This is a genomic window from Halopseudomonas nanhaiensis (assembly GCF_020025155.1).
Classification (GTDB): Bacteria; Pseudomonadota; Gammaproteobacteria; order Pseudomonadales; family Pseudomonadaceae; genus Halopseudomonas; species Halopseudomonas nanhaiensis.
In genome coordinates, this window is sequence record NZ_CP073751.1 from 2,098,840 (window position 1) to 2,120,368 (window position 21,529).

General features: G+C 61.4%; 20 protein-coding genes. 9 read left to right on the forward strand and 11 right to left on the reverse strand.

Features of this window, described 5'->3' with window-relative positions:
• Positions 1–76: 76 nt before the first annotated feature.
• The 3 genes from cysB to KEM63_RS09475 all read right to left on the reverse strand — a co-directional run bounded on the left by cysB (position 77) and on the right by KEM63_RS09475 (position 3,070).
• Positions 77–1,051, reverse strand: coding sequence for an HTH-type transcriptional regulator CysB (gene cysB, locus KEM63_RS09465; RefSeq protein ID WP_223651032.1), 975 nt, complete (start codon positions 1,049–1,051; stop codon positions 77–79).
• Between the two features lie 141 nt (positions 1,052–1,192).
• A complete protein-coding gene (locus tag KEM63_RS09470) occupies positions 1,193–2,104 on the reverse strand; it encodes a 5'-nucleotidase (RefSeq protein ID WP_223651034.1) in 912 nt (303 codons plus the stop codon).
• Between the two features lie 9 nt (positions 2,105–2,113).
• Positions 2,114–3,070 carry a putative 2-dehydropantoate 2-reductase gene (locus KEM63_RS09475; RefSeq protein WP_223651036.1) on the reverse strand — a complete coding sequence of 319 codons (957 nt, stop codon included), beginning with the start codon at positions 3,068–3,070 and terminating at the stop codon, positions 2,114–2,116.
• Between the two features lie 230 nt (positions 3,071–3,300).
• On the opposite strand from KEM63_RS09475, the gene KEM63_RS09480 reads away from it, so the two are divergent.
• Positions 3,301–4,380, forward strand: coding sequence for a 3-deoxy-7-phosphoheptulonate synthase (locus tag KEM63_RS09480; RefSeq protein WP_223651038.1), 1,080 nt, complete (start codon positions 3,301–3,303; stop codon positions 4,378–4,380).
• A 46-nt stretch (positions 4,381–4,426) separates the two neighbouring features.
• Here the strand turns inward: KEM63_RS09480 and KEM63_RS09485 are convergent, their stop codons facing one another.
• Positions 4,427–4,708, reverse strand: coding sequence for a GNAT family N-acetyltransferase (locus tag KEM63_RS09485; protein ID WP_223651040.1), 282 nt, complete (start codon positions 4,706–4,708; stop codon positions 4,427–4,429).
• A gap of 102 nt (positions 4,709–4,810) precedes the next feature.
• Positions 4,811–6,196, reverse strand: a complete 1,386-nt coding sequence (locus KEM63_RS09490) for a GntP family permease (RefSeq protein WP_223651042.1) — start codon at positions 6,194–6,196, stop codon at positions 4,811–4,813.
• 205 nt (positions 6,197–6,401) lie between these two features.
• Here KEM63_RS09490 and KEM63_RS09495 point away from each other — a divergent pair, with 205 nt between their 5' ends.
• Complete coding sequence (locus KEM63_RS09495; protein WP_223651044.1) at positions 6,402–6,659, forward strand: Lpp/OprI family alanine-zipper lipoprotein; 258 nt, start codon at positions 6,402–6,404, stop codon at positions 6,657–6,659.
• Between the two features lie 21 nt (positions 6,660–6,680).
• Here the strand turns inward: KEM63_RS09495 and KEM63_RS09500 are convergent, their stop codons facing one another.
• Genes KEM63_RS09500 through KEM63_RS09510 form a run of 3 tightly spaced genes read right to left on the reverse strand, consistent with a single transcriptional unit; the run spans position 6,681 to position 8,606 of the window.
• Positions 6,681–7,625: a L,D-transpeptidase family protein gene (locus KEM63_RS09500; protein WP_223651046.1), complete on the reverse strand. Its 945-nt coding sequence runs from the start codon at positions 7,623–7,625 to the stop codon at positions 6,681–6,683.
• Positions 7,622–7,948, reverse strand: a complete 327-nt coding sequence (locus tag KEM63_RS09505; protein ID WP_223651048.1) for a hypothetical protein — start codon at positions 7,946–7,948, stop codon at positions 7,622–7,624. Before KEM63_RS09505 ends, KEM63_RS09500 begins: the two co-directional genes overlap by 4 nt.
• Before the next feature lie 40 nt (positions 7,949–7,988).
• Positions 7,989–8,606, reverse strand: a complete 618-nt coding sequence (locus KEM63_RS09510; protein WP_223651050.1) for an arylesterase — start codon at positions 8,604–8,606, stop codon at positions 7,989–7,991.
• Between the two features lie 12 nt (positions 8,607–8,618).
• Between KEM63_RS09510 and KEM63_RS09515 the strand changes: the two genes are divergently transcribed.
• Genes KEM63_RS09515 through greB form a run of 3 tightly spaced genes read left to right on the forward strand, consistent with a single transcriptional unit; the run spans position 8,619 to position 12,297 of the window.
• Positions 8,619–9,296: an ABC transporter ATP-binding protein gene (locus tag KEM63_RS09515; protein WP_223651052.1), complete on the forward strand. Its 678-nt coding sequence runs from the start codon at positions 8,619–8,621 to the stop codon at positions 9,294–9,296.
• Entirely contained in the window at positions 9,293–11,806 is a 2,514-nt protein-coding gene (locus KEM63_RS09520) for an ABC transporter permease (RefSeq protein ID WP_223651055.1), read from the forward strand. The genes KEM63_RS09515 and KEM63_RS09520 overlap by 4 nt, the downstream gene beginning before the upstream one ends.
• The gene (gene greB, locus KEM63_RS09525) at positions 11,803–12,297 is read left to right on the forward strand and encodes a transcription elongation factor GreB (RefSeq protein WP_223651057.1); all 495 of its coding nucleotides are present in this window, start codon (positions 11,803–11,805) and stop codon (positions 12,295–12,297) included. The genes KEM63_RS09520 and greB overlap by 4 nt, the downstream gene beginning before the upstream one ends.
• 21 nt (positions 12,298–12,318) lie before the next feature.
• On the opposite strand, the gene KEM63_RS09530 is transcribed toward greB, so the two are convergent.
• Positions 12,319–13,278, reverse strand: coding sequence for a glutathione S-transferase family protein (locus tag KEM63_RS09530; protein WP_223651059.1), 960 nt, complete (start codon positions 13,276–13,278; stop codon positions 12,319–12,321).
• 137 nt (positions 13,279–13,415) lie between these two features.
• Between KEM63_RS09530 and KEM63_RS09535 the strand changes: the two genes are divergently transcribed.
• From KEM63_RS09535 to dacB, 3 genes are all read left to right on the forward strand, one after another.
• Entirely contained in the window at positions 13,416–15,119 is a 1,704-nt protein-coding gene (locus KEM63_RS09535) for a DEAD/DEAH box helicase (RefSeq protein WP_223651061.1), read from the forward strand.
• A gap of 3 nt (positions 15,120–15,122) precedes the next feature.
• A complete protein-coding gene (locus KEM63_RS09540) occupies positions 15,123–15,947 on the forward strand; it encodes a TatD family hydrolase (protein WP_223651063.1) in 825 nt (274 codons plus the stop codon).
• A gap of 122 nt (positions 15,948–16,069) precedes the next feature.
• Positions 16,070–17,542, forward strand: a complete 1,473-nt coding sequence (dacB, locus tag KEM63_RS09545) for a D-alanyl-D-alanine carboxypeptidase/D-alanyl-D-alanine endopeptidase (RefSeq protein WP_423747785.1) — start codon at positions 16,070–16,072, stop codon at positions 17,540–17,542.
• Between the two features lie 189 nt (positions 17,543–17,731).
• Here dacB and rlmKL read toward each other — a convergent pair whose 3' ends face one another.
• On the reverse strand, positions 17,732–19,921 hold the full coding sequence (rlmKL, locus tag KEM63_RS09550; protein ID WP_223651067.1) for a bifunctional 23S rRNA (guanine(2069)-N(7))-methyltransferase RlmK/23S rRNA (guanine(2445)-N(2))-methyltransferase RlmL: 2,190 nt from the start codon (positions 19,919–19,921) through the stop codon (positions 17,732–17,734).
• 246 nt (positions 19,922–20,167) lie between these two features.
• Between rlmKL and rmf the strand changes: the two genes are divergently transcribed.
• The gene (gene rmf, locus KEM63_RS09555; RefSeq protein ID WP_223651069.1) at positions 20,168–20,383 is read left to right on the forward strand and encodes a ribosome modulation factor; all 216 of its coding nucleotides are present in this window, start codon (positions 20,168–20,170) and stop codon (positions 20,381–20,383) included.
• A gap of 95 nt (positions 20,384–20,478) precedes the next feature.
• On the opposite strand, the gene KEM63_RS09560 is transcribed toward rmf, so the two are convergent.
• Positions 20,479–21,501 carry a quinone-dependent dihydroorotate dehydrogenase gene (locus KEM63_RS09560; protein ID WP_223651071.1) on the reverse strand — a complete coding sequence of 341 codons (1,023 nt, stop codon included), beginning with the start codon at positions 21,499–21,501 and terminating at the stop codon, positions 20,479–20,481.
• Positions 21,502–21,529: the final 28 nt, after the last annotated feature.

The following is a 21,529-nucleotide window of genomic DNA, read 5'->3' on the forward strand; positions in this document are numbered from 1 at the left end:
ATCGTTCAGCTTTACACAGCGCCGAGTCGTCCAGCTTTCAGTCTGGAGCTTCCAGCCCAATACGCACGTCGGGCTTTCAACGCACCGGCAGCTTCACCCCTTCAAACAGCTCGTCCAGCTCGACGCGATTGTGGCACTGCAGCGCCTGATCGACGCGTTCGCGTGTCAGGTGGGGCGCGAAAGCTTCGATAAAGTCGTACATGAATCCACGTAGAAATGTTCCGCGACGGAAGCCGATCTTGGTGACGCTCGACTCGAAGAGCTCGCTGGCGTCGATGGTGACCAGATCCGAATCCAGCTCCTGGTCGACAGCCATATGCGCGACGATGCCCACCCCCAGTCCCAGCCGCACATAGGTCTTGATCACGTCGGCGTCCGCTGCGGTGAAAATAACCTTGGGCGTCAGACCACGGTTGAGGAATGCCTCGTCCAGCTTGGAGCGACCAGTGAACCCGAACACATAGGTCACCAGCGGGTATTCGGCCAGAGCCTCGAGGGTCAGCTTGTCGATACCGGCAAGCGGGTGGCCACGGGGAACAATGACGCAACGATTCCAGCGGTAGCACGGCATCATCACCATATCGGCGAACAGTTCCAGCGCTTCGGTGGCGATGGCGAAGTCCGCCGTGCCATCGACCGTCATCTCGCAGATTTGCATGGGCGTGCCCTGATGCATGTGCAGCGACACGTCCGGATAGCGCTTGATGAAGCGGCTTATGACGGGGGGCAAGGCGTAGCGTGCCTGGGTATGGGTAGTGGCGAGCGTCAACGTTCCCTTTCGCTCGTTGCTGAATTCCTGGGCAATCTGCTTGATGCTTTCAACCTTGCGCAGGATCTCACCGGCTGTGGCGATGATTCTCTCACCGGCCGGTGTGACACGGGTCAGGTGCTTGCCACTGCGAGAAAACACCTCCACGCCCAACTCGTCCTCGAGCAGCCGGATCTGCTTGCTGATACCGGGCTGGGAGGTATAGAGGCTTTGGGCGGTTGCCGAGACATTGAGATCGTGATGTGCGACCTCCCAGATGTAGCGCAGTTGCTGCAGCTTCATGGTTGCCTTTCCCCTTGTCATTCTGCCTGAACGGCCGAGATCCATATAACCATATGCTCGGTTTTCAGCTGAGGTTAGACCAGAACTGGCAGGACTGGCTATTCTTTCGACGAAACGTCGCGGTGCATCGGCATCAGAACGTCATGAACGAGCCTTGAGATTGCTGATGCCATGGGGAACGTGTCCCGTCGGCACGAAGCCCACTGCGCGCTGACAGTGACCTTCCTGGTCGTCGAAAAACAGGTCGGCGCCGAACGCGCGGAGAAATTCCGACTTGTCCAGCCCACCCAGAAACAGCGACTCATCCAGTCGGATATTCCATTCGCGCAAGGTACGGATGACCCGCTCATGCGCCGGCGCGCTGCGCGCCGTAAACAGTGCGGTACGGATAGGGCAGTCGCCGTTGGGGAATTCGCTCTGAATACGGTTGAGCGCAGCCAGGAACGGTTTGAAGGGACCTCCGCGAAGCGGTTCGCGGGCCGAAGCCAGCTCGCTCGCCTGGAACGCTTCCAGGCCTTCGCGCTGAAACACCTGCTCGGATTCATCGGAAAACAGCACGGCGTCGCCATCGAAGGCGATACGCAGCTCATCGCGCTGTTCGCGCGGACGCTTGGCCGGCAGAATCGTGGCGGCCGCGAAGCCCGCCTCCAGGGTACTGCGTACGTCTTCGGCATGCGTGGAGAGGAACAGATGGCAGCCGAACGCTGGAATGTAGGTGAACGGACTGCGTCCGCCAGCAAAGGCGGCGCGGGTGATACCGAGATTGTAATGCTGAATCGAATTGAAGACTCTGAGCCCGGTATCGGCACTGTTGCGCGAGAGCAGCACGACCTCGACGCGTGTGTCGCCGTCGAGCAACTGATTGATTCTGAGAAGTTTCTCGACCAGCGTAAACGCTTCGCCAGGCTCGAGCGGGCTGTCCTCCCGCTCGATCTGATATAGCCGATACGCCTCCAGCCCCTCCTGCTCGTAGACCCGGTGGCTTTCGTCCAGGTCGAACAGCGCTCGGGACGAGATGGCGATGACCAGTTTGTCACCGAGCAGGACGGGCATGATTTCTCCTTATTTCGCCTTGAGGTAGCTGTCCTCGATGTACTGCAGCATGTGCAACAATGCCTCGGTTTTCGGCATGCTGCAACCCGCTGCGGAGGCCTGCCGCAGAGCCTCCCCGTAAAGACGGTCCAGCTCCATCGGGCGCTTGTGCAGCCAGTCGTGGTACATGCTGGCGTAATAGTCGGGCATCTGCTCGGTGGCCTTGAGCAGCTTGGCAGGATAGTCCGGTGGCATGTCATGCCCGCAAGCCTGGGCAGCCGCAACCACCTCGGCCATCAGGCTCTCGACCAGCGCCCTACTGGAAGGATCGTTCAGCAGGTCCTTCGTGCCAGCGTTGAGCAGTACATGCACACCATTGAAGGCAGCGTTCCACACCAGTTTCTGCCAGCGGGCGGCGTCCACGTTGGCCATTGGCCGAGCCTGAACGCCGGAGCCAATGAACAACTGCGCGGCCTCTGAGATGATCGCCTGAGCCTGTTCGCTGTCGGCGGGACCGGAATGGTACCCGAGGTCGATCAGACCGTTGGCCTGATGCTTGACCACGCCAGGTCCTTCGCGAAACAGACACACGTAACACAGCCCACCGATCAGATGAATGTGCTCGGGGAGTAGCGGACGCAGGTCTTCCTCGTTGTTCAACCCGTTTTGCAGGAGGATCACCTTTGCGTTCTGCGCGGCTGCGGCGGCGATGATGGGCGCAAGATCCGCATTGCTGGTGGCCTTGGCACCGACCAGCAGCCAGTCGCACGGCGGCATGTCGGCCACATCCTGATAGGCGTTGACCGACTCGGCTTTCAGTTGCCCCAGTACCATGCTATCGATGGTGATGCCGTTGTCTCGCACCGCCTGATATTCGCTGCGCAGCAGGAAGTGTACGTCGTTGCCTCCGCGGGCAAGCATGACACCATAAAACCCACCGATGGCTCCGGTGCCGATGACGCCAATCCGCGCTGTAGTGTCTTGCATGGGATCCTCTTCTTCTCTGTGTGCATGGTTTTATCTGTTGATGGTAAACCAGCTTGGGTTCGGAGACAGTCACCAACGCGACAAAGCCCGCCGGCTCGCCGTCGATTGACAGCCTATATGGGTGTAATCCGGAGTTCGGGCTAGCCTCGCTGGGCAACCTTGATTAAGCTGTGACGACTATTGAAAAGTGCTCGCCTATTGGCAGCCTGTATAACTTCCCGAGACCGATGATGGCTGATTTACCCGTTAATGACCTGAACGTTGCCTCCAACGAGGTGCTGATCACCCCCGCCCAACTCAAGGCGAAGATTCCGATGGGCGAAGCGTCGGAACGGACCGTGGTGGAAAGCCGCCAGGTCATCCGCGACATCCTCGACGGCAAGGATCACCGCCTGTTCATCGTCATTGGTCCCTGCTCCATTCACGATATCGAAGCGGCCAAGGATTATGCGCGGCGCCTGAAGGAGCTTGCAGCGGAGGTTGCCGACACCCTGTATCTGGTGATGCGGGTGTACTTCGAGAAGCCTCGCACCACCGTGGGCTGGAAAGGACTGATCAACGATCCGTATCTCGATGACTCGTTCAAGGTGGAGGACGGGCTGCATATCGGCCGCCAGCTGTTGTGCGATCTGACCGCCATGGGACTGCCTACGGCAACCGAAGCGCTGGACCCGATCTCGCCCCAGTATCTGCAGGATCTGATTTCCTGGTCTGCCATCGGCGCCCGCACGACCGAATCGCAGACCCACCGGGAGATGTCATCGGGGCTTTCCTCGGCAGTCGGCTTCAAGAACGGCACCGACGGCAGCCTGACGGTTGCGATCAATGCCTTGCAATCGGTCTCCAGCCCGCATCGTTTTCTGGGTATCAACCAGGATGGCCAGGTCTCGATCGTTACCACCAAGGGGAACCAGTACGGCCATGTTGTACTGCGTGGGGGCAATGGCAAGCCGAACTACGACTCGGTGAGCGTGGCGCTTTGCGAGAAGGATCTGGAGAAGGCCGGCATCGCGTCGAACATCATGGTCGATTGCAGCCACGCCAACTCCAACAAGGACCCGGGTCTGCAACCTCTGGTGATGGACAACGTCGCCAACCAGATTCTCGAGGGCAACAATTCAATAATTGGCCTGATGGTGGAAAGCCACATCGGCTGGGGCAACCAATCGATCCCCAGGGATCTGAAAGAGCTCAAGTATGGCGTGTCGGTGACGGACGCCTGTATCGATTGGGACACCACGGTCAGCAGCGTGCGCAGCATGCATGCCAAGCTCAAGGATGTGTTGCCCAACCGGTCCCGCGGCGTCTGACGAAAGCGAAAAAACCCGCCAAGGCGGGTTTTTTTGTATCCGTGCGTCAGGCTCGGCCGCGTTGCTCGGGAGCTTGCTGCATGTAGCGCTCTACGTACGAGCACGACGGAATCACCGTATAACCCCGCGCATGGGCATACTGTAGCGCATGCTCAGCCAGACGGGCGGCGATGCCCTTCCCGCGTAATTCGTCAGGCACGAACGTTCGATAGATATCCAGCGTCTGCTTGCCGAGGTCCATGTAGGCCAGGTATGCGCGTGCACCATCGACAGTGATGTAGAACTGCTTCGACGTGGGGTCGTGGATGATGGGTGTGTCCTGGCTCATGTGACCTCCTGGCGGGTCTATTATTATTGCGCATGCGCGAGTTTAAATTGACAGCCCCTTCAGCGTTAAATTCCTGAAAGGGCAGACAATTCTGACTGAAGGTCAACCCATCCCCAGCGCCATAAGAAGCGCAATTGACGCCAGGCACGCGATGACCGGAATCGCCACCGTGACCGCAAACATGTCCTTGTACGCTTCGCGATGAGTCAGCCCCATGATGACGAAGGTGGCGATGACAGCACCGCAATGCGGCAACGAATCCAGCCCGCCAGAGGCGATCGCCGCGATTCTGTGCAGGATTTCGGGTTCGATACCCATTTCCAGATAGTGCGGTGCCAACGACTGCATGAATATCTGCAAACCGCCCGAAGACGAACCGACGATAGCCGATACCACACTGGCTGACGCGAATACCGACAGCAGCGGCGGCAGATCCGCGTTCAGCATCCACTGGGCAAACTGGGAAAAGCCTGCGGTCTGGGTAACCACACCACCGAAACCGATGACCGCAGCGGTATTGATAAGCGGCATGATCGAATCTTCAGCGCCCTGCCCGAACACCTGCCCCATTTTGCGACGCATGCCCCGAAACAACACCAGACAGACCAGCGATCCGATGATCAGCGCCAGGCTAGGCCATATGATCGGCTGAGCCTGGGAGAACCGCAGGGATTCTGCCAGCAGGCTATCGCTGGTAGACCAGTCACCGAGAGCGATGAGCAGCCGCGGCAGCATGATCACACCCAGTACCACGACCAGCGGGATGATCGCCAGATACCACGGGGGCGCTTCGCTCGGATCGCCAGCGAGCTGTTCCATACGACGATCCTGAGCGTTCTCCACAAACCCTTCACCGGTTGCCCGCGCCTTGCGCCAGCCGTGTTCGACGTACCACATGCCAAGACCACCCATGATCAGCGCCGCGAAGATGCCGATCCAGCCGCCAGCAAACAGGTCTGTACCCAGGGAGCTTGCGGAAATGACGTTGTGGATCGACGGCGTGCCGGGCAGCGCCGTCATGGTAAAGGTGCCCGCTCCAACCGACGTCGCTGCGGCCCAGAGCCGCTTGGGCAGGTTCGCTTCACGCATCAGCGTGATGCCCAGCGGATACATGGTGAACACCACGACGAACACCACCACCCCACCGTAGGTGAGCAGCGCGCATACACTCATGCCGACCAGCAGCGTGTGCTTGACCCCGAGGCTCCGGGTGATCGCCAGCGCGATGCTCTTGGCCGCCTGGCTGGTGGCCATGGCCTTGCCGAAGATGGCACCGCAGAGAAACAGCAGGAAGAACCGGCCAGCGAACGAAAACGCTCCAAGCGGCCCTGACGGGTAGTATTCCAGCAGTGTTTTGGGGATGAGCAGTCCGTTGGTCACAGCGACTACAAGCGCGCAGACCAGTGAAGCGATGAAGATGTTGACGCCACGCAGGGCCATGTAGATCAGCAGCGCCAGTCCGGCTAGCAGGCCGAGATTTCCCAACATGAGTGCTTCCTTGTGATTGTAGTTATGCCTGGAGCAACACCTTACCGCAGCGGCATGCGAAGACAAACAGCGCAGGCACAGGGTCACGCTCTTGAATATCTCGCAAGATCGCCTATTTATGACTTGCGTCATCTCGATTCAGGACGTCTTTGCTAGACTCACCAGGCCACATGAACCTGGCTCCATCATCAAAACGAGGTATGCCATGAAAACCGTGCTTCAAATGTCAGCTGTTTCCCTTGCCGCCATCCTGGCCGTTGGCTGTGCCAATACCAAGCAGAGCGAAGAAACCACCTCCCGCCTGACCGCCAGCGAAAGCGCTACTGCGCGGGCGCAAGCCCGGGCCGATGAGGCTTATCGCAAAGCAGAGGAAGCCTTGACCGCTGCTCAGCGGGCTCAGCAGAGCGCCGACGAAGCGAACCAGCGTGCCATGCGCATGCTTGAGCGCGCCAGCCGCAAGTAAAGGCTGATGCCGGCGGCTCCCCTACCGGAGGGGCGCCGCCTGCGCTTTGAACGGCGTTCCGATTCGCTGCGGGATACCCTCTTCGGCATACACCGTGTCGCGAATCTGTCGCCAGTCCAGCCTGAATCGATCGGTCAACTCCGGTTTGCTTTCCAGCAGCGCCTGAATGGCCGCCTGACGATCCAGGCTCGAGGGTCGCCCATCCTCGTCCAGCGGCGTATGCACTTCCAGGTACAACTCCCCCTGGTGAATGCCAAGCTTGTAGGGTTGGTTGACGATGGTCACTCTGGCACCGACCGGGACCTGTGGAAACAGGGCGCTGATGTCGTCGTTGCGCAGACGAAAGCAACCGTGGCTGACCCGCATCCCGATTCCGAAATTCTTGTTCGTACCGTGAATCACATAGCCGCTCAAGGCCAGATTCATCTTGTACGGGCCCATGGGGTTGTCCGGTCCCGGGGGTACGACGGCCGGCAGAAAATCACCCTCTTCCGCATGTTCCTTGCGGACCGACTCGGGCGGATACCAGGATGGGTTAGCCTGCTTGCGGGCCACGCGGGTTTCGCCAATCGGTGACGACCAGCCTTCCCGCCCGATGCCTACGGGATAGGTGACGACCTCACCGTCGTCCTGCGCGAAGTAGTACAGCCGGTATTCGGGCAGGTTGACCACGATACCCTCACGGGGTGCCTCGGGCAGAACATGCAGCCCGGGCAGCACAATCTCGCTGCCCGCCCCCGGCAACCAGGGATCGATGCCCGGGTTGGCAGCCAGCAGCTCGAGATGACCGAAACCGTGCCGCTCTCCCAGCGTCTCGAAGGTATCTTCGAATTGAGCCTCTACCGTGCGCAGCGACCCGACGAGATGTTCGCCGCCGCCGGGCAGGGGGTAATCCGTTGCCAGCACCGACCCTGACAACAGCGCCACGAATAGCCCCACCAGACTGGACTGACGTTTCCGAATCATTGACCGCTCGCTCCACTGTCGGTGTAAAGATCGATCTGTCCGTTTCCCGAAGCGGAATCGGCGGCGGCCAGTTTGCGTGATGGGTCAGCGGGCCGTGCGCGCAGGCTGCGTGCTGTGGCCTGACATTGTGGACAGAGCACCTTCAGTAGCGGCCTGACCAGCTCACGGTATACCGGCCGAGCCGGCAACAGGTCGCCGCACAGGGTACGCTCCCGGGGCACATCCAACCGCACATTGACGTCCGCCAGATGCATATGCCACGGGTCACTGACGAACAGGTCGTGCTGATCGTCCTGTTCGACCACGCACCAGCGCCTGGCCATCCACGCTATCGTCACCGCAGCATACTCTCCGCACCGTTCATCATCGGTCGTCCAGCCACCCTTCGATGACGGGCCAGGCGTTCTCCAGAATTTGCGGCTGTGCCTTGGCTGTCGGGTGAATGCGATCGGCCTGCATCAGTTGCGGCCGGTCACCGATACCCTCGAGCAAAAAGGGAATCAGCGGCACATCGTACTGATCGCTCACTGTGCTGAAGACCTCCGAGAACGCACGGGTGTACCGTAAGCCGTAGTTGGGGGGAATCATCATGCCCAGAAGAACAACATCGGCCCCTGCTTCCCGGGACCGTTCTACCATGGCCGAAAGATTCTGTTGCATATTGGCGGGAGGCAGCGCGCGCAGGCCGTCATTGCCCCCCAGTTCAATCACCACCAGTTCCGGATCGTGCTGCTCCAGCAGCCGTGGCAGGCGCGCCAGCCCGCCGGCAGTGGTGTCTCCGCTAACCGATGCGTTCACCACAGGGGCGTCGTAACCCTCCTCCTTGAGACGCTTCTGCAGCAGGTGCACCCAACCCTGCTCGATTTCCAGACCGAAAGCGGCACTGATACTATCGCCGACGATCAGTATGCCCTGAGCCGACGCGGTTGCCGTGGTGAATGACAGCAACGCGAACAGCAGGCCATTTCTCAGCGACTTCATAAGGCAGTACTCATGTCGGATAGCGTCATCGTTGCCAGCCACCTTAGCAAAGTCGTGCACAGCTCGGAAGCCGAGCTGACCATCCTTGACGATGTCAGCCTGAGTATCGAGCGCGGCGGCAGCGTGGCGATCGTCGGAGCCTCTGGCTCGGGCAAGTCCACCCTGCTCAGCCTGCTTGCCGGTCTCGATCTACCCAGCGGCGGAGATGTGCAGCTTGCTGGGCAGTCGCTCGGTTCGCTTGATGAAGATCAGCGCGCCGCGCTTCGAGCCGAGCACGTCGGATTCGTGTTCCAGTCCTTCCAGTTGCTCGCCAGCCTGACAGCGCTGGAAAACGTCATGCTTCCGCTGGAGCTGCACGGGCGACGTGACGCAGCCGAGCGAGCCCGCCTGCTGCTCTCGAGGGTGGGACTGGGCGAACGCACCACGCATTATCCAAGGCAATTGTCCGGAGGAGAACAGCAGCGAGTCGCCATCGCACGTGCCTTCGCCAGCGACCCGGCCATCCTTTTCGCCGATGAGCCCACCGGCAATCTCGACGCTGCCACGGGTCAACGTATTACCGATCTGTTGTTCGAGCTCAATCGGGAACAGGGGACGACGTTGGTGATGGTCACTCATGACGCGCGACTTGCCGAACGCTGTCAGCGCGCCCTGCACATTGAAGCCGGTCGCCTGGTACAACCGACATGAGCCGCAGCGCATCGACCTGGGTGCTGGCCACACGGCTCCTGGCCCGCGACTGGCGTGCGGGCGAGCTCAAGGTGCTGCTGGTGGCTCTGATCATCGCGGTATTGGTCAGCACCGCGATCAGCTTCTTCACCAACCGGCTCGAGCGCGGGATGAGCAGCCGGGCAGCAGAATTTCTCGGCGCGGATCTCGTTGTATCGTCGCGAGCCGAGTTGCCCCCAGCCTTTCTCGAGCAAGCCCGGGCGCTTGGAATGTCACACTCGGAGATGGTCGAGTTTTCCAGCGTCATAGCCAGCACCGAGGACATGCAACTGTCCAGCGTCAAGGCGGTGAGCGACGGATATCCCCTGCGCGGCGAGGTGCGCACGGCTGACGGACCTTTCGGTGAGGAGCGCATTGCCGCCGGCGTTCCACCGCGGGGTACCATCTGGACCGAGGCCCGACTATTGAACGTGCTGGGCAGCTCGGTCGGCGAGAATCTCGAAGTGGGCATGAGCGAATTGGCCGTCAGCGCCGTACTGACACACGAGCCAGACCGGGCGGGTGACTTCTACAGCCTCACGCCCCGGGTACTGATGAATCTCCAGGACCTGGGTGCCACGGGGATCATCCAGCCTGGCAGCCGGGTTCGTTACCGTCTATTGCTAGCCGGCTCCGAGCAACAGCGGCAGCAGTATGCCGACTGGATCGGCCCACGCCTGGAAGACAATCAGCGATTGACCAGCGTGTCGGACGACAACCGGCAGATCGGCAGCGCACTGGGCCGCGCCAGTCAGTTCCTCGGTCTGGCGAGCATCGCAGCGGTCGTCCTGGCGGGCGTCGCCGTTGCGCTGTCGGCAAACCGTTTTGCCAGCCGCCATTTCGATACCAGCGCCCTGCTGCGTTGTCTGGGCGCCAGTCGCCGGCGTGTGATGTCGCTGTTTCTCATCCAGCTGGCCTGCCTTGGGCTGCTCGCGACGCTGATCGGCGTGACGCTTGGCTGGGGCATGCAGGCGGGACTGGTGTGGCTGCTCAAGGACCTGCTGCCGCCGGATATGCCGGCACCCGGGATCAAGCCGCTGCTGGTCGGCGCCGGCACCGGACTGATCGCACTGGCCGGCTTTGCTCTCCCCCCCTTGCTGCGGCTCGGACGCGTCGCGCCCCTGCGAGTGCTGCGCCGGGACCTGGCGCCATTGCCCAGCAGCGGTTGGGTTATCTACGGTTTGGCTCTCACCGCGCTGGCCCTGCTGATGTGGCAGTTCACCGGCAATCTGAAACTCACACTGGCGGTAGTGCTGGGCGGGGCCGTGGCAGCGCTCGTGCTGGGCGCAGTGGCATGGGCGCTGCTGCGTTTCGCCGGCAAGCGCCTCCGTAATGCCAGCCTCGCCTGGCGGCTGGGCAGCGGACAATTGCTCAAGCAACCGGTTACCGCCGCCGGCCAGATCCTGTCGTTCGGTTTGATTATCATGTCGATGCTGGTAATCGTGCTGTTGCGCACCGAACTGCTGGATGCCTGGCAGACCCAGCTGCCCGAGGACACTCCCAACCATTTTGCGCTGAACATCCTACCGTCCGAGGAATCCGCTTTTCGCGCCAAGCTCAACGAGATCGGCGCGGTAGCCGCGCCGCTGTATCCGGTCACGCCAGGCCGGCTGGTCGAGGTCAACGGCCAACCGGTGCGCGCGCTGGTCACCAAGGACAGCCAGGCCGACCGCGCCATCAATCGCGATCTCAGTCTCACCTCCGCTCCTGATCTGGCGGCAGACAACACGCTGGTAGAAGGCAGCTGGTGGAACGAGGTCGAGGAGACCGGCGAGCCGATGGTATCGATCGAAGCGGAACTCGCCGACGGCATGGGCGTGAAGATCGATGATCTGTTGACCTTCGTCATTGCCGGCAGCCGCCTGGAAGCGCGCGTCACCAGCATCCGCGAGGTGCAGTGGGACACCTTCACCCCGAACTTCTACATGATTTTCTCGCCAGGCACGCTCGATGACGCCCCGACGACCATTCTCACGGCGTTCAGCCTGCCGAGTGAAAACCGCGAAGCACTGCGCAGCCTGTCACGGGAATTCCCGGCCATGACGCTCCTGGAGGTCGAGGCCATCCTTGCACAGATCAGAGACATCCTCGCGCAGGTGACCCTGGCGGTGGAGTACGTACTGCTGTTCGTGTTGCTGGCAGGCTTTACGGTGCTCTTCGCAGCCCTGCAGGCCACACTGGATGAAAGGCTCTACGAAGGCGCCCTGCTGCGCACACTCGGTGCCGGACGAAGCCTGCTCCGACGGGCCAACCGCATGGAGTTTGCGCTGCTTGGCGCGCTCGCTGGCGTCCTGGCGATATTCGCCGCCGAACTGATCACCTGGGGGCTTTACAGCCAGGTAATGGACCTTCAGTGGCAACCGCACTGGCTGGCATGGCTGCTGGTGCCGTTTGGCAGTGCCGTGCTGATCGGCGTCGCTGGCGCACTGGGGACGCGCGCAGTGGTCAACCAGAGCCCGATGCGACTGATCAATCAGGGTAACGGAACATGAGCCGCTACCGACCTCCGCGTTCGGCCGGTACACCGCTGATAACCGCCGACGGGGCGCAGCGCCTGCGCGACGAGCTGCATGAGCTCTGGAACGTGCGCCGGCCTGTGGTCACGCAGGCGGTGAGCGAAGCGGCTGCGCAGGGCGATCGCTCGGAAAACGCCGAGTACACCTACGGCAAGAAGATGCTGCGGGAAATCGACAGCCGGGTTCGCTTCCTGCGCAAGCGACTGGAAAATCTCAAGGTGGTGGACCAACCACCGTCCAACCCGGAGAAGGTGTATTTCAGCGCACGCGTGACGCTTGAAGATGAGGATGGCGTTCCGCTTCAGGTACGGATTGTCGGCCCCGACGAAATCGACCCGAAGAGGCAGCACATAAGCATCGATAGCCCGATGGCTCGGGCATTGGTCGGCAAGCAGGTCGATGACGAGGTAACAGTGCGGGCGCCGGCCGGCGAAAAGCTGTACTGGATCGTGTCGATCGAGTATTGAGCGGGCCGGCACGGCACCTGGCTACATGCCCATCCATTCCGAGGGCGGCGCACCGCGGCCATGCGGCTCGTTCAGGTCCATGCCCTCGCCCAGCGGCACGATGCGGGTTGGGTTGATGTGCTCGTGACTGTAGTAATAATGTTGCTTGATGTGCTCGAAGTTCACCGTATCGGCCACCCCCGGCCACTGATACAGCTCACGCAGGTAGCCGGACATGTTGAAGTAGTCCTGTATACGGCGGATGTTGCACTTGAAATGTCCGTGATACACCGGATCGAAGCGCACCAGCGTGGTGAACAAACGCCAGTCGGCTTCGGTGATTCTGTCTCCAGCCAGGTAGCGCTGCTTGCTCAGAATGTCCTCGACCCAATCCAGCGCGTCGAACAGCTTCAGGCATTCCTTCTCGTACACCTCCTGCGCGGTCGCGAAGCCGGTCTTGTACACCCCGTTGTTGATCTCGTGGTAGACCCGATGATTGATCGCATCGATGGTCTCGCGCAGGTCGGCCGGATAATAATCATCGCGGTTGCCGGTGAGCTGGTCGAAGGCGCTATTGAAGAGGCGGATGATCTCTGCCGACTCGTTGTTGACGATGGTCTCGTCCCGTTTGTCCCAGAGCACAGGCACCGTCACTCGCCCGGTGTAGTCTGACTTGGCGTGGGTGTATAGCTCATGGTGACGGGTGTGGCCGTAGAGCGGCTCGGCGGGGTCATAGGTCCAGCCCTGCTCCAGCATATGCGGATGCACCACGGTGACATCGATATGCGGCTCCAGCCCTTTTAGCGAGCGCATGATCAGCGTGCGATGCGCCCACGGACAGGCCAGCGAGACATACAGGTGGTAGCGGCCCGACTCCGGCGCAAACCGACCGCCGGTCTCTACCTGATTGCGGAAGCCGGCGTCTTCCCGTACAAAGGCGCCTCCGGTGCTCTTGGTGTCATACCATTCATCGTGCCATGTACCTTCGACAAGGCGTCCCATACGGTCCTCCTCTTGTGTGTCCGTTTGTCAGCCTGACAGGCCTTTGCGGGGAAGGCCAGCCGCGGAAAAAGCTTGCGGCAAATCCCCTGTGTTGCGCGTATACTATTCGACTCTTTCCCCCAAGGTTTATCTCCCGTATGTCCGATACCGCTCCGGCGGCAGTGCATTTCGCCGATCTCGGCTTGCCTGCACCGCTCCTCCAGGCTTTGAGCAGCCTGGGCTATGAAACACCTTCTCCGATTCAGGCAGAGGCGATTCCGACTCTGCTGGCTGGGCAGGATCTGCTGGGTCTGGCTCAGACCGGCACCGGCAAGACAGCCGCCTTTGCCTTGCCGGTTCTGGCCGGCATCGACGTCAGCTTGCGCGCCACGCAGGCTTTGATCCTGACTCCCACGCGGGAGCTCGCACTGCAGGTAGCCGAAGCACTGCAGCGCTATGCGCAGAACATGCGCGGTTTCTCCGTGCTGGCGCTGTACGGCGGCTCGGCTTTCGCGCCGCAATTCAAGGCGCTCGAGCGTGGAGCCCATGTTGTCGTCGCTACGCCGGGTCGTCTGACCGACCACATGCGCCGCGGCAGCATCAAATTCGATTCGATGCGCTTCCTGGTGCTCGACGAAGCTGACGAAATGCTCAAGATGGGCTTCGCCGATGATCTCGACGCCGTCTTCGAAAAGGTTCCGGAAGCCACCCAGAAGGCACTGTTCTCCGCAACCATGCCGGCCGGCGTGCGCACCGTGGCGCGCAAGCACATGCGCGACCCCAAGGAAATTCGCCTGCACAGCGGCGTGAGCAGCAGTCTGGACACCATCACCCAGAAGGTCTGGGAAGTGTCCAATCATCACAAGCTCGATGCCATGACCCGCCTGCTCGAAGTCGAGCCGGTCGAGGCGATGATCGTATTCGTCCGCACCAAGACGGCTAGTCTTGAGCTGGCAGAGCGTCTCGAGGCGCGCGGCTTCGCTGCTGCTGCGCTCAATGGCGACCTTAGCCAGCAACTGCGTGAGCAGGTGGTCGACCGCCTCAAGCGAGGGTTGCTGGACATCGTTGTGGCCACCGACGTGGCGGCCCGCGGCCTGGACGTCGAGCGTATTTCGCACGTGTTGAACTATGATCTGCCGCACGACAGCGAGTCCTACGTTCACCGTATCGGTCGTACCGGCCGGGCCGGCCGCTCGGGCACCGCGATCCTGTTCGCCACCCCGCGTGAGCGCCGTCTTCTGCACGTGCTGGAGAAAGCCACCGGTCAGAAGATCCAGCCGCAGGCCCTGCCCAGTGCCGATGCCGTTCGCAGCGGTCGACTCAGCAAGCTGGCTGCACGCCTGAACAGCGCGCGAGAAAATACCGGCGCGCTGCATCAGCAACTGGTTCGCGATCTGCTGGAACTGACCAACATGGATCCGGAAGAACTGGTTGCCGCGTTGCTGAGCGTGTTGCCAGGCGCCAAAACACTCGTCGAGCCGGTGGCAGATCTGCCTGCCGCGCCGCCGCGCCGCGAAGGTGCAGATGATCGCGATTCCGGTCTGGTCCGTTACAAGGTTCAGGGTGGCCGCGCAAACAATCTGATGCCCAAGCCGCTGGTTGATGCGCTGGTCAAGCATGGTCGGCTTCAGCGCCAGCAGATCGGTCACATCAAGATGTTTACCGAGCACACCGGCGTGTATCTGCCGCAGCTGGACGACGCCACACTGGGTCGCCTGGCTGATGTGGAGATCAACGGCGTAGCGCTGCAGATCCGCTCCTGGCCGGCACCGCCCGGCGAGAGCGATCGCCCGCCGCGCCGCGCACCGCGCAAGGATTTCGCCGGCAAACCGAAACCTGCGCCAAAGCCCCGCCAGGGCTGAGCAGTGGACTGGATCGATATCGGCGTCAATCTCACTGACGCCGCCTTCGACGCCGACCGCCAGGCCGTTCTTGAACGAGCCTGGCAGGCCGGTATCAGTCAGATGGTGTTGACATCCACGTCATCCCATACAGCAAAAGCGGTTCAGGACCTCTGCAGCACGCAGCCTGACCGACTCTTCTGTACCGCAGGCATTCATCCTCACGAAGCGCGCCACTGGACCTCTGAGTTGAGTGACGAGGTTCGCGAGCTGGCGAATGCTGATCCGGTCCGCGCGATTGGTGAATGCGGCCTGGACTTCAATCGAGATTTTTCTCCGCGTTCTTCTCAGATCAAGGCACTCGAGGAGCAGCTTCAGCTCGCCGTCGAACTTCAGCTTCCTGTCTTTCTGCACGAGCGCGACGCCAGCGAACAGCTCGTGCACATCCTCAAGGACTACCGCGATCAACTCCCCGCAGCGGTGGTGCACTGCTTCACCGCCGGACGCGAGGCCCTGTTTGCCTATCTCGATCTGGACCTGCACATCGGCATCACCGGCTGGATCTGCGATGAGCGGCGGGGCACCCATCTGCTCGAACTGGTTCCGAATATTCCTGCTGGCCGCCTCATGCTGGAAACGGACGCACCCTGGCTGCTTCCGCGCACACTCGATCCGAAGCCCAGAAACCGGCGTAACGAACCGGCGTTCATAGGCGCTGTCGCGGAAACCGTGGCCACTTGCAGGCATGAATCGGTAACCGATCTGGCTCGCCACACGACCCGCACCGCCCGCACATTCTTCAAGCTGCCAACGCCCGCTGCAGAGCCCCTGCGAGACCAGGCGTCATAAGACTACCGTCAATCGCCTGACCCTATGCGCCCGCACGCTTTTGCGTGATGATGGCGTCATTAGAACACCCTGCCTGCGAGCGGGGGCCCGGCCGCTGTCCGCCCTGGAGTATTCAGCCCATCATGATCGGCTCGTTGAAGTTTTCTTTGCGTTACCTGATTCCCGCAATCGCCCTGCTTGCTGCGCCGGTAGCGACCGTTGCGGCCGACTCGGGCACCCTTCCCGCTCAGGTCCGCTCGGCGCTGGCCAACGCGAAGATCCCTGCCTCGGCGTTCTCGCTCGCGGTGATTCCTCTGGAAGGTCAGGGCATGGCGCAATACGTCAATGCCGATCAGGCGGTAAATCCTGCCTCGACGATGAAACTGGTAACCACCTACGCGGCACTTGAGCTCCTGGGTCCTACGTACCAGTGGCGCAGTGAGTTTTACGGCACCGGCCCGATACGCGATGGAAAACTGAACGGTGATCTGGTGTTCCGAGGAGATGCCGATCCGAAACTGACCATGGAACGCATCTGGTTAATGCTGCGCGATCTGCGGGCCGCCGGCGTTCGTGAGGTGACCGGCGATCTGGTGCTGCAACCGGGCGATTTGCGCATGCCGGTGGACCTGCCCGCCTTCCGCGATGACGGCAACGATCCCAGCCGTCCGTTTCTGGTGGAACCGGACCCGTTGCTGACCAACCTCAAACTGTTCAATCTCAAGACATATGGCGAGGCAGGCGGCATCCGAGTTCACCTCGACCCAGCGTTGCCCGAGTTGCAGATCATCAACCAGGTCAAGCTGCTGCCCCCGGTGAAGTCTTGCCCCTGGCCCAATGTCACCTATGGCCTGACCGATAACGGCAATCACGCTCAGATGCGCCTGACCGGTGCCATTCACCAGGGCTGTTCCGCCGAACGCTATCTCTCCGCCCTGAACGCTCAGACCTATACGGCCAGTCTTATTCGCACTCTGTGGTACGAGATGGGCGGCAGCATCGCCGGCGCCACGCGCGTCGACAAGGCTCCGGCTGGGGCCAGATTGCTTGCCCGGAGCACCTCTCCTGACCTGGTAACCGTGGTGCGGGAGATCAACAAGTTCAGCAACAACACCATGGCGCGCCAGCTGTTTCTGACCATAGGCCGCGAGCAGCGCAGTCCAGTCGATGCGGACGATCACAAGGCAGCAACACGGATCATCAATCAATGGCTGGCGGACAAGGGCATCGCCCCCGACGCACTGGTGATGGAGAACGGCTCCGGGCTGTCGCGCAGCGAGCGACTAACCGCGCGTGAGATGGCCCAGCTGCTCGAGGCGGCATGGAAAAGCCCCTACGCATCGGAATTCATCGCCTCCATGCCGCTGGCTGCGATGGATGGCACAATGCGCAAACGGTTGCGCAATACCCCGGTGGCCGGACGTGCGCACATCAAGACCGGGTCACTGAGCTCGGTGCGGGCCATCGCCGGCATTACCCAGGACGCCAATGGGCAAAGCTGGGCAGTGACAGCCATCGTCAATCATCCGGCCGCCGGCGGCAGCCGACATGCCATGGACCTGGTTCTTCAGGACGTCTTCCGCCGGGTCCCGACCGATATCGCTACCAAGCAGTAAAGGTCTACCAACAATAGAGCATGCGGTTTCCGGCCCGCCGTCATGCTCGCTCCTACAATGCGGCCCCCGGCTCAGTGTAGGAGCGCACCTGGGCGCGAAAGCGGACTGGCCGACCCCACCCAGACCCAAACCCTTCGCGGTCATGCCCGCGCCTGCAAGGGATGTGCTTGCTATACGGTGCTTGGGGCATCACTCGCGACGGGTAATACGCCAGGTCTTGTGGATACGCGTATTGCGCTGAAAATCCCGGTCGAGTGTCTGGGCGCTGATATCCTCGATCTGGTAAGCCCGCTGCAAGCCTTCATCGAGCTTGAACCGACGGAAATTGTTCGAGAAATACATCACCCCGCGCTGTGTCAGTCTGGCCATGGCAAGGTTGATCAGATGCACGTGATCACGCTGCACGTCGAAGATGTCGTCCAACCGCTTCGAGTTCGAGAAGGTCGGGGGATCGATGAAGATCAACTCGTATTCGCCGCGATCTTCTTCCAGCCACTGCATGACGTCAGCCTGAACCAGCTGGTGCAGATCGGACAGACCGTTCAGCGACAGGTTGCGCCGTGCCCAGTCCAGGTAGGTTCGTGACAGATCCACACTGGTGGTGCGCCGCGCCCCACCCGCGGCGGCATGAACACTGGCACTGGCGGTATAGCAGAACAGATTGAGGAACCGCTTGCCGGCAGCTTCGGAGGCAATACGCAGCCTCAGAGGGCGATGGTCCAGGAACAGCCCCGTATCCAGATAGTCAGTGAGGTTGACCAACAGGCGAACCCGACCTTCATTGACTTCCATGAACTGTCCACGGCGGTCCATCCGCTGATACTGCTGCTTTCCGGCCTGGCGCTGCCGTTGTTTGAGCACTACCTGGTCGGCAGGGATTCCCAGCACATCAGGCAGCGCAGCCAGTACATCCTGCAGCCGCGACTGTGCCTTGTCCTCACTGATGGTGGCCGGTGCCGCATACTCCTGCACGTGTGCCCAGTCATCATACAGATCGATCGCGACGGAGAACTCCGGCATATCCGCATCGTACAGGCGGTAGCAGCTGATCTCGTTCTGCCGGGCCCATTTTCCCAGCAGCTTGAGGTTCTTTCGCAGCCGGTTGGCGAACATCTGCGCCGATTCGCTGAGTCTGGCCGGCGCGTTGCGGTCGGGCTGTGACGTCTCCCTGGTTGCCTCGCCGGATGGCTCGGCCTTGCCGGTAACGAACCGCTCCGGGGACAGGTCCATCATGAGCAGCTTGCAGGGTATCGCCCCGTTGAACAGCGCATATTGCTTGTGACTACGAATGCCCATTCGCTTGCCCAGATCGGGATTGCCGGTGAAGATCGCTGCCTGCCAGCCCTGGCAACGCTCCCTGAGGACCTCGCCCAGCTTCTGATACAGATAGACCAGGCTTGCGGTATCGCCCAGACGCTCGCCGTAGGGAGGATTGGTCACGATCAGGCCGGCCTGACCGCGATCAGGGCTGGGGGCAAAGGTGGCCAGTTCACCCTGATAGACCTTGACCCATTCATTGAGTCCTGCGCGCTGTATGTTGTTGCGCACCGGCTGAAGCAGCCGCGGATCGGCTTCGTAGCCGCGAATCCATAGGGGCGAGCCGGCGAGCCCCGCTTCCGCCCTGTCCCGCGCAGCGGCCAGCAAAGGCTCCCAGATGGTCGGCACGTGCTGCAGCCAGCGTGAGAAGCCCCAACTGACCCGATGCAGATTCGGCGCGACGTCTGCGGCCATGAGGGCTGCTTCAACCAGGAAGGTACCTGACCCGCACATCGGGTCAGCCAGCGCACCGCCTGCCTTGGCGAGCTGTGGCCAGCCGGCGCGGATCAGAATGGCCGCGGCAAGGTTTTCCTTGAGCGGCGCCGCGCCCTGCTGCAAGCGGTATCCCCGCTGATGCAGGCTGTTCCCTGACAGATCGATGGCAACCTGCGCCTGGCCGCTGCGGCAGTGCACATTGACCCGCAGATGTGGAGCGATCTTGTCGACCGACGGCCGCGTACCGTCCGCCTCGCGCAACGCATCGACGATGGCATCCTTGACCTTGAGGGCACCGAAATGGGTGTTGTCGACGCCGGTCAGCGTACCGCTGAAATCGACCGCCAGCGTACCCGAGGCAGTAAGGTGCTCTCGCCAATCGATGGCACGCATGCCGTCATACAGGCTCTGCGCCGTATCGGCGGGAAAGCGGTCGAGGATCAACAGAACACGGTTTGCCAGACGCGACCAGAGGCAGCAGCGGTAACCAAATGCAAGGTCGGCTATGACGTTGGTCCCGGCGACCGTTTCTTTCACCGACTCCGCGCCGAGGGTACGCAACTCCTCAAGCAATAGCCCTTCAATGCCTTTCGGACAGGTCACAAAGAATTCTAGATTGTTACGCATGTGCTTGATTTTCCGAAGTTGCATTGCCTGGATATGGTCCAGACGCTTAATGAGGACGCTACCTATACCAAATCGATCTTTGGCCGGCGCTGTCAGGTTAGGGTACAACAACCCAATGACTTGTGTTCAGACCCGTTCTGGGGCGACCTGCAACAGGAAGCTCCGGCAGCGGCGGGATCGGCCCGCAGCTGCACCTGACTGCCGCCAGGCAGCCAGGGTTTCAACACCACATGAGGGCTCTACCCTATGAGAAGACTCAAGCGTGATCCGATGGAACGAGCATTTCTGCGCGGCTATCAACATGGTGTTCATGGTAAATCACAAGATTCCTGCCCCTTCGCCAGCCCCGATGTACGACAGAACTGGATCAACGGGTGGCGTGAAGGCCGGGCCGATCACTGGGCCGGGTTTACGGGCATTTCCGGCGTGCACCGCCTGAACGAGATGCATGCTGTAGGCTAAAGCCTTCCTGATACTGCCGATTTTCTCCCAGGGCGCTCTTCCCAAGCGCCGGGCCTAACGGCCCACCGGCCCCCGTCATGCGGGGGCCACTTGTTTCAGCGATCCATCGAAGCAAGCGCCTCGACGCACTCGCGGATCAGCTCAGGCCCGCGATAAATGAAACCGCTGTAGATCTGCACCAGACTTGCCCCGGCGCGGACTTTCTCGACGGCATCCGCTGCGCTGAATATCCCGCCGACGCCGATGATCGGCATGCGCCCGGCCAGCGTGCCGGCCAGTGTACGAATGACTTCCGTCGAAGCCGCCGTAAGCGGCGCCCCAGACAGTCCGCCCGCTTCAGTCGCGTGTTCAAGTCCTTCCACTGCAGTCCGATCCAGCGTGGTGTTGGTCGCGATGACGGCGTCCATGCCCTGCTCCAACAAGGTCGAAGCGACCAGTTCGAGTTCTTCGCTAGTCATGTCCGGGGCGATCTTGATGGCGATGGGAACGTAACGGCCCCGCTCGCCCGCCAACTGCATCTGACAGCCCTTGATCTGCTCGAGCAGCACCTTCAGCGTATCGCCATACTGCAGGGTACGGAGGCCGGGTGTGTTGGGCGACGACAGATTCACCGTCACATAGCTCGCTCGATCGTAGACCCGGCGCAGACAATGAAGGTAGTCATCGACCGCGTTCTCCACCGGTGTCACTGCGTTCTTGCCGATATTGATGCCGAGCACTCCGCGGTAACGCACGGCATCGAGGCGCTCGAGCAGCGCGTCGACGCCCAGATTGTTGAAACCCATTCGGTTGATGATCGCCTGGGCCTCAGGCAGCCGGAAAAGACGCGGCTTGGGATTGCCTGGCTGCGGCCTGGGGGTGACGGTGCCAACCTCCACAAAACCGAAGCCCAGCGCGGCCATGCCGTCGACCGCGACGGCATTCTTGTCCAGTCCGGCGGCGAGTCCGACCGGGTTGTCGAAGGTCATTCCCAGCAATGAGACAGGCCGGGAAAGCCTGGGCCCGGCAAGGCGCTCCGCGATACCCAGCCGCCCGGCGGCGCCGATCATGTCCAGAGCCAGATCGTGTGATGTTTCAGCCGGCAGGCGGAACATGAGCGAGCGCAAGGAGGAATACATGTATCGAAGTCCCGGAAAAAAATGTGGC